The organism is Acinetobacter sp. CIP A162 (assembly GCF_000367905.1).
GTDB lineage: Bacteria > Pseudomonadota > Gammaproteobacteria > Pseudomonadales > Moraxellaceae > Acinetobacter > Acinetobacter lwoffii.
On sequence record NZ_KB849159.1, the window covers coordinates 806984 to 820304 of the forward strand.

Genomic DNA, 13321 nt, shown 5'->3' on the forward strand with positions numbered 1-13321 from the left:
AATTGTCTTGAAACAGCTCAAATCAACTGATCGTTGTGATTTTGACAATTTGCCTCAAGTTCGATATGTGGATTTGAGGCATTTTCATCTAGACTAGGGTCTGAACTTTATTTGGCTGGGTAAATGGCGATGTTTGATAAAATCAGTGCATTATTTAAAACTAATAAACCGACTGCTGCACAGCTATATTTAGACGAGCAGAATATCCAGCATGTCGAAGGCACAGGTTATATCGTGGATGGCATTGATTTAAATCAGGAACTGACCACACGCTTAGAATATTTGTCCAATCGCCGTCTAAAACAGTTTGATGATTTAAAAGCTTTATACGACACCGCGATGCTGATCAATGAAAAGATTGATCTGGAAATTGCCCATCAGCGTTTTAATGTGACTTTGGGAAATACCGAAGAGAACCTGCTGCAATTTAAAATGATCCTCAAGAAGTTAAATGATTATTATCGTAACTTTCTGCGAGAGAAAAAATAAGTGTTAAAAGTGGCTTGAAATCGAAGCGTATGGATGTGGCAAGACTGCATAAAAATAACAAAATATCCTGAGATCATCGTGCTAGTATAAGCCTCAGGTTATTTAGACTTTAAAGCTATATCCATGTTCCAACAAGAAATTTCCCAACTCAATTTACCACAACTCAAAGCAGGCGAGAAACGCTGGTTAGGCAATCTGCAAGGTTCCTCGACGGCATTGTTGCTCAAAGAAATCGTGCAGCAGCAATCGCGTTTATTTATCGTGATTGCACGTAATAATCAGCATTTGGGTCAACTGGAAAGTGAACTGGAATTTTATGGGGTTAAACCCACGATTTTTCCAGATTGGGAAATCTTGCCTTATGACCGTCTCTCCCCCCATCAGGATATTGTCTCGGAACGTCTGGCAATCTTATCCAATATGCCAAAAACTGGCGTACTGTTGCTGTCCGCCTCAACTTTGGCACAACGTGTGGCGCCGACCTCATGGATTCTGGGTGAGCATTTCGATATTCATGTCGGTCAGAAATTTGATCTGGAACAACAAAAGAAAAAGTTGATTCAGGCCGGTTATCATCTGGTCGATACCGTCTATGATCCAGGTGAATTCGCGGTACGCGGCAGTATCATGGATATCTACGCATCGGGACAGGAAGCACCGATTCGGATTGACCTGTTTGATGATGAAATTGAAAGCCTGAAATTTTTCGATGCCGAAACTCAGCGCACCACGCAAAGTTTGCAGCAGTTTACCGTATTGCCGGCACAGGAATTTCCGCTCAAGGAAGGTCGTGCCACTTTCCGTGACCGCTATGCCGAATTTTTCCCGACCGCGAATCCAAAGAAAAACCCGATCTATCAGGATGTGATGGATGGCATAGTCTCGCCGGGAATCGAGTTTTATTTGCCCTTGTTTTTCAGCGCGGAAGCCATGCAAGGCCAAAGTTCACTGATTTCGTACCTACCGAAGAATGGCATTGTCATTACAGATAAGGCTCTGGACGAAAGTCTCAGCCAGTTTTGGCAAGATGTGGTGCGCCGTTATGAAGATCGTCGCCACAATGTCGACCAACCGATCATGCCGCCTGAAAGCCTGTTTTTTCAGACCAATCAGGTGCTGGAGCAGCTGAACCAGTTTGCACGCATCATTGCCGCACAAACATCTTTTGATCAAAAAGCTGGGGTATTGAATCTTGATACCCAGTTGCCACCGCGTCTGCCCGTAGATCCGAAACGTGAAAAACCGTTTCATGAAATCAAAAAATATATTGATCAGGCTAATCATCCGGTATTGCTAGTGGCTGAAAGTGCTGGACGCCGGGAAAGTCTTAAAGATGCCTTAAGGCCAAGTCTGGGTGATATCCCCACGGTTGAAAATTTTGATAGTTTTATTCAATCTCTGTATGCAATTGCCATTACCAATGCGCCTTTAGAGCGTGGTCTGGTATTGACCGATCGTGTCAGCGTAATTTCTGAAAATCAGCTGTATGAACATCGCGTGGTACAGCGCCGTCGCAAACGTCAACAGGAAGTTTCCGAAGAGTTTCTGATCCGAAGTCTAACTGAGCTGACCATGGGCGCGCCTGTGGTACATATCGATTATGGGGTCGGACGTTATGCCGGTCTGGTCACCCTAAGTATTGATGATCAGGATCACGAATTTTTGCAGCTGGATTATGCGGATGCCGCCAAAGTCTATGTGCCGGTGACCAATCTACACTTAATCAGCCGGTACAGTGGTGGTGATCCGGATCTGGCACCTTTGCATAAACTGGGTACGGACGCATGGAATAAAGCCAAACGTAAAGCGCTGGAACAGATTCACGATGTCGCGGCCGAATTGCTGCATATTCAGGCACGGCGTTCTTCCAAGCCCGGGATCAGTTTTGAAATCGATCAAAGCCTGTATATGCAATTTGCCAGTGGCTTTGCCTATGAAGAAACACTGGATCAGGCCAATGCGATTGAAGCGACGTTGCATGACATGCAGCAGGCCAAGCCGATGGATCGTCTGGTGTGTGGTGATGTCGGGTTTGGTAAAACAGAAGTCGCAATGCGTGCCGCATTTGTTGCAGTACAGAATAACCGGCAGGTGGCGATTCTGGTACCGACCACTTTGCTGGCACAGCAGCATTATGATTCATTCAAAGACCGCTTCGCCGACTGGCCAGTCCGGATTGAAGTGCTGTCACGTTTCGGCTCTTCCAAAGCACATACCAAGACCATTGACGACCTGATTGAAGGTAAAGTCGATATTGTGATTGGTACACATAAGATTTTGCAGGAAAATGTTCAGTTTAAGAATCTTGGCTTGATGATTGTCGATGAAGAGCATCGTTTCGGGGTGCGCGACAAGGAACGAATCAAGGCGATGCGTGCCGATGTCGACATGCTGACACTGACTGCAACTCCAATTCCACGGACACTGAATATGGCCTTTAGTGGCATGCGTGATCTGTCGATTATCGCCACACCGCCGGCACGCCGTCTTGCGGTGAAAACCTTTGTGCAGGAACATACCGATGACACCATTAAAGAAGCGATTCTGCGTGAATTGCTGCGCGGTGGTCAGGTTTATTTTCTGCATAATGAAGTTGATACAATCGATCGTGCCGCCGAGCATATCCGTAAACTGGTGCCGGAAGCGCGGGTGATTGTGGCCCACGGGCAGATGCGTGAACGTGAACTGGAGCAGGTGATGCAGCAGTTCTATCACAAGGAATACAATGTTCTGGTATGTTCGACCATTATTGAAACCGGGATTGATGTTCCGAATGCCAATACCATTCTGATTGAACGTGCTGACAAGCTGGGCCTGGCACAATTACATCAGCTACGCGGACGTGTAGGACGCTCACACCATCAGGCTTATGCCTACTTAATGGTGCCGTCTTTAAAAGCCTTAAAAGGTGATGCAGAAAAACGTCTGGATGCCATTCAGCGTGCTTCGACCTTGGGTGCCGGTTTTATGCTGGCAACCGAAGATCTGGAAATTCGCGGCGCAGGTGAGTTACTAGGTGAGCAGCAGAGTGGTTCGATGCAGGCTATTGGTTATAGCCTGTATATGGAAATGCTGGAAAAAGCCACCAAAGCCATTCAAAAAGGCAAAACGCCAAACTTCGATGCACCATTGTCATTGACTGCCGAAATTACCCTGCATATGCCAGCGTTGATTCCAGATGAATATCTGGGTGATGTGCATCAACGTCTGTTGTTCTATAAACGCATCAGTAATACTGATACCCAGGAAAAACTGGACAATATCCGGATGGAATTGATCGATCGTTTTGGTATACCGCCGCAACCGGTCAAACAGCTCTTTGCTGTACATCAGATTCGATTGAAAGCCGAGCAGCTTGGTATTACTAAAATTGATATCAGCAGTCAGGGTGGGCATATTGAATTTGCACCGGATACTCCGGTTCAAGCCATGACGATTATCCAGATGATGCAGAAACATCCGACCTATTTCCGGATGGATGGCGGTCAACGTCTAAAAGTCATGGTCATGCTGGAAGACTATCAAAAGCGGATTCAGTTTATACAGGATTTACTGGACAGTCTGCTTAAAGAATTGCACTGATTTTATTCGATTAAATCAGCCTGAAAATTCAGTTTGGATTTCATTTTCCAATGAAGTTTGCAGGAACAACAGGCTTGATTTTTTCAATGAATTGTTTACAGTAATTGTTGTGATGTGCTTCGCAACAAATCATGAGAATTTGTCTTTAAACACATTGCTTTCAATATTCAGCTTCAGTTGGATATGTTAGTATTAGCCATCATTCTAATTTTGCATCATTTATAAAGATATGTTTAGTTTGCATCCACAACTTGCTCAAGATACGTTTTTTGTAGGCGACTTTCCTTTGTCAACATGTCGTTTGATGAATGATATGCAATTTCCCTGGCTCATTCTGATTCCACGTGTGCCGGGTGTCTCTGAATTATATGAATTGAGTCAAGCTGACCAAGAGCAGTTTTTAAGAGAGTCAAGCTGGTTATCAAGCCAGCTGGCACGTGTTTTCCGTGCAGATAAAATGAATGTAGCAGCGCTGGGTAATATGGTGCCGCAATTGCATTTTCATCATGTAGTTCGTTATCAGAACGACGTTGCATGGCCGAAGCCTGTTTGGGGTACACCTGCTGTTCCTTATAGCAGTGAAGTATTGGCACATATGCGTCAAACCTTAATGCTGGCTTTACGTGGTCAGGGCGACATGCCATTTGACTGGCGCATGGACTAATCAGCCAAGGCATTCCGAGAACCATGAACAGTTGCGGACTTCAGGGAGGGAGTGAGTGCAATTAGACGACTGGATTCAAAAAGAACCCCATCAGTTTGAGTATTTCCATCGCATGATGGGATACATCATGCTGTCTGTGGTTCTGGTCGTCTTTCATTACACTGAACCAGATACCCAGTATCAGCTTTTTGTTCCATTTTTTTTGTTTCTGGTTTTGCTAATTACACCGAAACTATCTCGCTGGCTGATCTATCGTCATGATTATCACATCCGGCGTAATATTCTTTTCCTGATTGATGTCATTGTCATTTCGGTGGTTTTGGCGGCCGTGCATCTGGACTTGGTCTTGTCCTTGCTGGGTCTGGTCGCAGTGCTCTATACCGCGATCAGCAATAAAATTTCATTTATGATGGCATCTCTAGCCAGCCTGATCGGGATTACGCTTTTTTATCTGGCCAATATTCTGGTCTTTGGGTTTAATAATTATTTCGAACCGACCAGCAGTGAGTTGACCGTTTTAGGCTTTATCTGTCTGATTACCTATTTTGGTGTCGGAAGTTTTTATCAAAGTGGTCGTGTGCAATACATGACCCAGAAAAAAGACCATTATTTCGAACAGATGAACCGTTATATGGAATTTGCCAATCAGCTGAGTCGCTATGCGCCCGTGCAGTTATGGCAATCCATTATGAAAGGTGAATCTGAAGCCAAAATTGAATATAAACGTAAAAAGTTGACGATCTTTTTCTCTGATATTCAAGGCTTTACAGAGCTATCTGAAACTCTGATTTCAGATGATTTAGCATTCCTGTTGAATGACTATCTTCGGCATATGACCGAAATCGCTAAAAATTATGAAGCGACTGTCGATAAATTCATGGGTGATGCCATCCTGATTTTCTTTGGTGATCCGAACTCCGAAGGTGTGGAACAGGATGCTAAGAACTGTATGGAAATGGCATTGGCGATGCGTCAGCAAATGAAATTGCTGCGGGAACGCTGGATTAAAATGGGTTATCCGCCACTGCATATCCGCATGGGGATTTCAACCGGTTATTGCCACGTAGGGAATTATGGGGCTACGCATCGTATGGCTTATACCATTGTAGGACGTGATGCCAATCTGGCAGCGCGTTTGCAAAGTGCAGCGGAAGTCGATGAAATCCTGATTTCGGAAGATACTCATAATCTGATCAAAGATGATTATCTTTGTGCACCGAAAAAGCCGATATTCTTGAAAGGCATTAAAGCACATGTAAGAACCTGGCAGGTCATGGAAAAATATGCGTCTCAGAAAGTCGAGTATCAGCGCTGGTTCGATTATGAATATAAGGGCTTTCATTTATTGCTGAATCTGGATGAAGTGCAAAACTTTGAATATCCTGAGCTGATTCATGTACTAGAAAAAATGATTAAACGCATTGAAACTCAGCAGAAAATGACCAATTCACAAGGTATTGTCAAATTGAAGCTTGAGGATGAAGTAATTGAACACATTTAAAGTTCATGTAAATTTACTTTAATTGTTTCTTATAAAGAGAAAAAACCACGCATGAGCGTGGTTTTTTATTTTAGCCTGCAACGAAAATCTTAGTGATTTTCTGACGCATGGTTAATGGTGTATTTTGGAATTTCAATTTCCAGATCTTCATCGTCCAGTTTAACCTGACAAGAAAGACGTGAATCAGGTTCTAAACCCCAGGCACGATCGAGTAAGTCAGCTTCAACATCATCCATTTCTTCCAGGCTGTCAAAACCTTTGCGTACCACTACATGGCAGGTGGTACACGCTGCTGACATATCGCAAGCATGTTCGATTTTAATGCCATTTTTTAGCAGGCTTTCGCAAAGATTGGCATTTTGTTCGACTTCAAACTCAGCACCTTCGGGGCAAATCTGCGCATGTGGAAGAACTTTAATACGTGGCATAGTCGTTACCTTAAATTAGTTTGAGTTTGACCAGTCGTCGAGTTTAGTGCCCTTAAGAGCTGCATCAATATGTTGATTCATACGTGCTGCTGCAAAAGCATCACTATGTATTTTAAGCTGTTCAACGGCAGATTCAATCGCTTTGATATCTGAACCCTGAAGCTGAGTTTCAAGTTGTGCTTGCGCAGTTTGCAGTGCTGCAAGTTGATCTTCAGTCAACAGACCGGCATCCGCTTGGAGTGCCTGAACCAGTGCTTCCAGCTCACGCTGTGCTTCCACTTTGGTTTCATTCAAATGACGAAGATTCTTATCTTCTTCAGCGAACTTATAACCGTCTAGCAACAGACGTTCAGTATCTTCACCCGATAAACCATAAGATGGTTTGATATCGATTTGAGCCGTCACGCCAGAGGTGGTTTCTTTGGCAGATACAGTCAGCAAGCCATCTGCATCGACCTGGAACGTCACTTCAATACGTGCCTGACCGGCAGTCATTGGTGGAATGCCATGCAGGACAAAACGCCCTAAACTACGGCAATGCTCAACCAGATCACGTTCACCTTGAACCACATGAATCAACATGGCAGTCTGGCCATCTTGATAAGTCGTAAATTCCTGACGACGAGCGACTGGAATCGCAGTATTACGCGAAATTAATCGTTCAACCAGTCCGCCCATGGTTTCAAGACCAAGAGACAGAGGCGTCACGTCTAATAGTAATGAGCCATCAGTTGAGTTGCCAATCAATTGGTTCGCAGTAATTGATGCGCCAATCGCAACCACTTCATCCGGATTAATAGTGCATAGTGGTTCTTGATTGAATACTTCACGCACGGCTTTTTGTACTGCATAAGAACGGGTTGAGCCACCGACCAAAACGACATTTTGAATGTCATCCAGTTCAAGCTTGGCATCACGCATCACACGCTTACATACGCTGATGGTCTTATCCAAAGCAACTTTAATGATCTCTTCAAATGTCGGACGGTCAAGCGTCAATACCTGATCAAGCAATTTGAGTTGAACTGAATCTGCATCAGACAAAGCTTCTTTGGCTTTACGTGCTGCAACCACAAAATGTGCATATTCTGCATCATTCAAGGTGTCAATATTCAGTTGTTTCTTGGCCCATTTCAGGATCAAACGATCTAGGTCATCACCACCGAGGGCAGTGTGGCCACCGGTTGCCAGAACTTCAAACACACCTTGACTAAAACGCAGAATCGAAACGTCAAAGGTACCACCACCCAAGTCGTAGATCACATAGTTGCGATCTGTACTTAGATTGCTTTCCTGATCGAGACCATAAGCAACAGCAGCAGCGGTTGGCTCATTCAACAAACGTAAAACATTCAAGCCAGCAAGTTGAGCAGCATCACGGGTTGCCTGACGCTGTGCTTCATCAAAGTAGGCCGGAACAGTAATAACGGCACCATTGACCGGATTTTGCAGACTGGCTTCAGCGCGGTCTTTCAACTGCTTTAAAATTTCTGCAGAAATCTCAACCGGCGTCTTACGGCCTTGTGCGGTTTCAAAAGCCGGCATTTCATTCGCTTCACCAACCAACGCATAAGGATGCTGGAATTTGATGTCAGCTTTCGAGCGACCCATAAAACGTTTTACAGAAACGATGGTGTTTTTAGGGTCAGTAGTAATGAAAGGCGCAGCTTCATTGCCGTATTGAGTCTGTTGTTCTGCATAATGCACGATAGAAGGAAGTAGCACACGACCTTGTTCGTCATTAAGTACTTTGGCTTTACCTGAAAGAACCGTGGCAACCAAAGAGTGGGTGGTGCCTAAATCGATACCAATCGCAATGCGGTGTTCATGTGGTGCACTTGATTGACCTGGTTCTGCAATTTGCAAGAGAGCCATAGTGTTACATCCTTTGCACGTTAAATATTAAATACTAAAAATTAGAAATCATCATCAAGATCAAAGCTGTCATCGTCCAGGAAGCGGTCTTCCGCTTTGTCGATATCGGCCATGACTTTAACGAAGAAGCGTAGTTTGCGCACTGTATCGCGTGCTTCGGCCCAGTCTTCATCCGCATAATCAATTTTGAACTCGCGAACCAAGCCCTCAATCCATTGCTGGACTTCGACTTTCAGTGAAGTTAAATCTTCAGCAGAAGTTGCATCGTCAAGTTGTTCACGAATTTCCAGAGCGTCCTGCAAGAATTCAAAATCACTGATCGACTGATCTAAGTGATAATCCTGTTTCTTGAGAGACAGTAAATACGCTGCACGGCTATCGACCGCTGACAAGGTTTTAAATGCCTGATTGATATCACTTGATTTAATCAGAGCCTGATCTTTGTCTTCAGCTTTATCTGGGTGATATTGTTGCTGCAACTTTAAAAATTCAGTCTTTAAAGCCGCTAAATCAATATCGAGTGCTACAGGAAGGTTGAACAACTCAAAATGATTCATGGGAGATGGGATCCGCGATTAATGTGCAAAAGTAACTGTATAAATGCAATTAAAACAGTGTGAAACACACTGTTTTAATGTCAAAAAGAGAATAACTGCCGGGTTTATACAGTGAAGGATTCACCACAACCGCATTCGCCTTTTTTGTTGGGGTTGTTAAATTCGAAGCCTTCGTTCAAGCCGTTTTTAACATAGTCCATCTCCATACCTTCAAGATAAACCAGGCTTTTCGGGTCAACGAATACTTTAACCCCAAACTGCTCAAAGGCTTGGTCATGTGTATCGACTTCATCGACGAACTCGAGCACATAGGCCAGACCAGAACAGCCTGAAGTTTTCACACCAACGCGAATGCCTTCACCCTTACCGCGATTTTTTAAATAATTGCTGATATGAGTTGCAGCATTTTCAGTTAAATGGATCATGAAAACTCCGTTAAAATTTCAAAACGTGGAACAATTAAGCTTTAACTTTCTTGCTACGGTAGTCTTCTACAGCTGCTTTGATTGCATCTTCAGCAAGAACAGAGCAGTGTACTTTTACTGGTGGAAGTGCAAGTTCAGTTGCAATATCAATGTTCTTGATCGCTTGAGCTTGATCCAAAGTTTTACCTTTGAGCCATTCGGTCACAAGTGAACTTGATGCAATGGCAGAACCACAACCATAAGTTTTGAAACGTGCTTCTTCAATCACGCCTTCATCGTTTACCTGAATCTGTAAACGCATCACGTCACCACATGCTGGCGCACCAACCATACCAGTACCAACGTTTTCAGCATTTTTATCTAAAACGCCAACATTACGAGGGTTTTCGTAATGATCAATTACTTTTTCGCTATAAGCCATGTTGCTTCTCCAAACCTCGGGGTCAGCCTCAGTATTAAATATGGGGGTAAAAAAACTTTTCTCAATGAGATAGCAACGGATTTGTCACTATCTCAGAATGAAAATTAGTGCTCAGCCCACTCAACTTTAGAAAGGTCAATACCTTCCTTATACATATCCCAAAGCGGAGAAAGTTCACGTAACTTCTCAACAGCAGCTTTAGTGATAGTCAATACGTGATCGATATCTTCTTCAGTGGTGTATTTACCGAAGCTGAAGCGGATCGAACTGTGTGCAAGTTCGTCTGAAAGACCCAATGCACGAAGTACATAAGATGGTTCAAGTGTTGCAGATGTACATGCCGAACCTGAAGATACCGCAGCATCTTTCAATGCCATCATCAATGATTCGCCTTCAACGAAGTTGAAGCTAATATTCAGGTAGTTCGCTACGTTTTGTGTTGGATGGCCGTTCAGGAACACTTGTTCAAGACCTTGTAAACCATTCCACAGCTTGTCGCGAAGTACACGTAAACGAGTCTGTTCAGCTTCCAAGTTTTTGCCTGCAAGTTCAAACGCTTCACCCATACCTACAATCTGGTGAGTCGCAAGGGTACCTGAACGCATACCACGTTCATGGCCGCCACCATGCATTTCAGCTTTAAGGCGTACACGCGGGCTACGACGTACAAACAGTGCGCCAATACCTTTAGGGCCATAGATCTTATGCGCAGAGAAGCTCATCAAATCTACTTTTAAAGTTGAAAGATCAATTTCAACTTTACCCGCTGCCTGAGCTGCATCGACATGGAAGAAAATCTTGTTGGCGCGAGTGATTTCACCAATCGCTGCAACATCAGTCACAGTACCGATTTCATTGTTTACCATCATCAGGGAAACAAGAATTGTGTCTGGACGGATCGCTGCCTGTACCATTTCAGGCGTAATTAAACCGGTTTGAGGTTGAGGCTCAATATAGGTAATTTCAAAACCTTCAGACTCAAGCTCACGACAGGTATCTAAAACTGCCTTATGTTCGATTTTAGAGGTAACGATATGTTTACCTTTAGATGCATAGAAATGAGCCACACCTTTAAGCGCAAGGTTGTCTGACTCGGTTGCACCTGAAGTCCATACGATTTCACGTGGATCAGCTTTAATTAAATTCGCAACTTGTTCACGTGCATATTCAACTTTTTCTTCTGCTTGCCAACCATACGCGTGTGAACGAGATGCCGCATTACCAAAGGTACCATCGAATGTTAAGCATTCCATCATACGTTCAGCAACCTGAGGATCTACAGGAGTTGTAGCTGCATAATCAAGATAAATCGGACGTTTCATGTCAAATACCTGTAACCGATAAAAGGGCTGAATCTAAAGGTGCTGATTTTTGGCGTAATGACACAGTCTGGACGTTGTCACGTGCAACCAGATCAGCAAGCGAGATTTTTTCTAAATAATCGGCGATGTGATGGGAGAGTTCCTGCCATAAATCATGAGTCAAGCACATCGCGCCATTCTGGCAATTGCCTTTATGGTCACAGCGAGTCGCATCAACTGTTTCGTTTACAGCTTCAATAATTGCTAACACAGTAATTTCATCTGCATTACGTGCTAAATGGTAACCACCATTTGCGCCACGAACACTAGAAACTAAACCATGACGCTTGAGCTTCGCAAATAACTGCTCAAGATAAGCAACAGAAATAGTTTGACGTGCTGCAATTTCAGCGAGCGTTATCGTTTTTTCAGAAGGCTGCAAAGCTAGATCAAGTAGAGCAGTCACAGCGTAGCGACCGCGAGTGGTTAGGCGCATGATTCGATACACATGGTTAGACTAGATGTGTAGATTTTATGAATCCCGACTAAATTAGTCAAGTTATTTTTAGTAGACCTTAGTGGGATTTAATTTTTGGAGAATGAAAGATTTACATGCTCAGCCAATTATACACTAATAACATAATCAAAAGTACGCTGCTCAGGCCAAAAATGATATTAATACGCTTTTGACGGCGTTCGATCCGTTTCAGGCGGTTTTTATACTGTTTGACTTCCACTTGCAGGGTATTGATCTTGGAGCGCTGTTCTTCAATTTTCTTTAAAAGCGGTGCAATACGCTTTTTAGAAGCAATAATTTCCGCTTCATCCGTCGGCGCATCAGACAGCCAGTGTTTCCAGTCGGCTAGTACTTTTGGCAAGCTGAATACGGTTAACAGATCACGAAACTCATCTTTTAAAACCTGATTGCCATCAATGCGCATGCTGCGAATGCTACGACGATTGCCAAAAATGAAAATTTTAATCAGATCGGGAAGTGTAGTGCGCACATCCAGGTCGACAATGCGGCCCGGTGCTTTGTGGTCAAATAATAGTCCATTGGGGGTGAATTGCACATAAAAGTCGAAATATGGAATATAGCTATTGATTTTAATCGAGATGTTTTTATCTACAAACTTTTTGGCCTGTAATGCAACGACACGATCATGCTTGAGAATGAAAGTAAATATTGTCTCTAAAACAATTAACGTCATCGTAAGCAACAAATGCGGTTGATTTTGACTTTGTTGCGATTCGCTCATATACAACCAATCCTTACCTGAAATATAAAGTGAAAAAGCTTCCTGCTTGTGAAGAGATTTCAGGGTTAAATCAAATTAGACTTGAAATAAATTGCTTTGTAGAACAGTTTATCAAATCTATCAAGTACTAAATTTGCTATTATGCAGTGGTTTTGTAGAATAATTTATAATAATTGCGCAGAAAACAAACAGGAGCCGTGCACATGGACAAGTCAAAAACAGCACAAGACTCAGCTGAAGCTTCGAATGAGAAAATGCTGAAACCCAAGTCTAAATCTGCCTCGGAGCGCAAATCGGTTCTTGATTTTCGTAAATACACCAAACAGATCTGGTTGGCTGGACTTGGGGCATTTTCACGTGCAGAAGAGGAAGGCAATAAACTGTTTGACTCGCTGGTCAAGGTCGGGGAAGAACTTGAATCTAAAACTGCAGATATTGCCGATCAAACTGTAGAGAAGGTTTCAGAAAAAGCCAAAGAGTCGGTCACAGACACCAAAGACAAAGTGGAAAAATTAATCGACAACTCTGTTCATCACTCATTGAATCGTATAGGATTAGTCACACTGAAGGATGTACAGTATTTGGAACGTTTAATTCTCCAGTTGCATGCCAAGGTTGATCAGTTGACTGCGGAACAAGAAAAAATGAAAGAAGAATTGCCGAAAAAACTTAAATAAAATGACTTTATTTATTATTCAATGTTTTTTTCGCATATTTTTTGAAAAAAAAGAGGTTCTTAAGTATTGCGTTTATACCTAAAGCATTGCTATAAAGGCGTTATGGCATGTTAAACCAATTCTTGAACCTTAAATAAACGAT

Annotated in this window: 13 protein-coding genes; 5 read left to right on the forward strand and 8 right to left on the reverse strand. The window is 43.2% G+C overall.

Going from position 1 to position 13321, the window contains the following annotated elements; translation table 11 throughout:
- The first annotated feature begins 123 nt into the window (after window positions 1-123).
- From F995_RS10240 to F995_RS10255, 4 genes are all read left to right on the forward strand, one after another.
- Complete coding sequence (locus tag F995_RS10240; protein ID WP_004646758.1) at window positions 124-489, forward strand: hypothetical protein; 366 nt, start codon at window positions 124-126, stop codon at window positions 487-489.
- Window positions 490-612: 123 nt separating this feature from the next.
- Window positions 613-4071 (forward strand): transcription-repair coupling factor, encoded by a 3459-nt coding sequence (mfd, locus tag F995_RS10245; protein WP_004646759.1) that lies wholly within the window; start codon window positions 613-615, stop codon window positions 4069-4071.
- Between the two features lie 229 nt (window positions 4072-4300).
- On the forward strand, window positions 4301-4735 hold the full coding sequence (locus F995_RS10250) for an HIT domain-containing protein (RefSeq protein ID WP_004646760.1): 435 nt from the start codon (window positions 4301-4303) through the stop codon (window positions 4733-4735).
- Between the two features lie 55 nt (window positions 4736-4790).
- The gene (locus F995_RS10255; protein WP_004646761.1) at window positions 4791-6236 is read left to right on the forward strand and encodes an adenylate/guanylate cyclase domain-containing protein; all 1446 of its coding nucleotides are present in this window, start codon (window positions 4791-4793) and stop codon (window positions 6234-6236) included.
- Window positions 6237-6325: 89 nt separating this feature from the next.
- Here F995_RS10255 and fdx read toward each other — a convergent pair whose 3' ends face one another.
- The 8 genes from fdx to F995_RS10295 all read right to left on the reverse strand — a co-directional run bounded on the left by fdx (window position 6326) and on the right by F995_RS10295 (window position 12502).
- Complete coding sequence (gene fdx / locus F995_RS10260; RefSeq protein WP_004279821.1) at window positions 6326-6664, reverse strand: ISC system 2Fe-2S type ferredoxin; 339 nt, start codon at window positions 6662-6664, stop codon at window positions 6326-6328.
- Between the two features lie 15 nt (window positions 6665-6679).
- On the reverse strand, window positions 6680-8539 hold the full coding sequence (gene hscA / locus F995_RS10265) for a Fe-S protein assembly chaperone HscA (protein WP_004646762.1): 1860 nt from the start codon (window positions 8537-8539) through the stop codon (window positions 6680-6682).
- 41 nt (window positions 8540-8580) lie between these two features.
- Entirely contained in the window at window positions 8581-9096 is a 516-nt protein-coding gene (gene hscB / locus F995_RS10270) for a Fe-S protein assembly co-chaperone HscB (protein ID WP_004646764.1), read from the reverse strand.
- 104 nt (window positions 9097-9200) lie between these two features.
- Window positions 9201-9521, reverse strand: a complete 321-nt coding sequence (iscA, locus tag F995_RS10275; RefSeq protein WP_004279817.1) for an iron-sulfur cluster assembly protein IscA — start codon at window positions 9519-9521, stop codon at window positions 9201-9203.
- A gap of 34 nt (window positions 9522-9555) precedes the next feature.
- A complete protein-coding gene (gene iscU, locus F995_RS10280) occupies window positions 9556-9942 on the reverse strand; it encodes a Fe-S cluster assembly scaffold IscU (protein WP_004279815.1) in 387 nt (128 codons plus the stop codon).
- A 104-nt stretch (window positions 9943-10046) separates the two neighbouring features.
- Window positions 10047-11264 carry an IscS subfamily cysteine desulfurase gene (locus F995_RS10285; protein ID WP_004279813.1) on the reverse strand — a complete coding sequence of 406 codons (1218 nt, stop codon included), beginning with the start codon at window positions 11262-11264 and terminating at the stop codon, window positions 10047-10049.
- Between the two features lies 1 nt (window position 11265).
- A complete protein-coding gene (locus F995_RS10290; protein ID WP_004279811.1) occupies window positions 11266-11739 on the reverse strand; it encodes an Rrf2 family transcriptional regulator in 474 nt (157 codons plus the stop codon).
- A 112-nt stretch (window positions 11740-11851) separates the two neighbouring features.
- On the reverse strand, window positions 11852-12502 hold the full coding sequence (locus tag F995_RS10295) for a hypothetical protein (RefSeq protein WP_004646765.1): 651 nt from the start codon (window positions 12500-12502) through the stop codon (window positions 11852-11854).
- A 203-nt stretch (window positions 12503-12705) separates the two neighbouring features.
- Here F995_RS10295 and F995_RS10300 point away from each other — a divergent pair, with 203 nt between their 5' ends.
- Entirely contained in the window at window positions 12706-13179 is a 474-nt protein-coding gene (locus F995_RS10300; protein ID WP_004646766.1) for a phasin family protein, read from the forward strand.
- The last annotated feature ends 142 nt before the right edge of the window (window positions 13180-13321 follow it).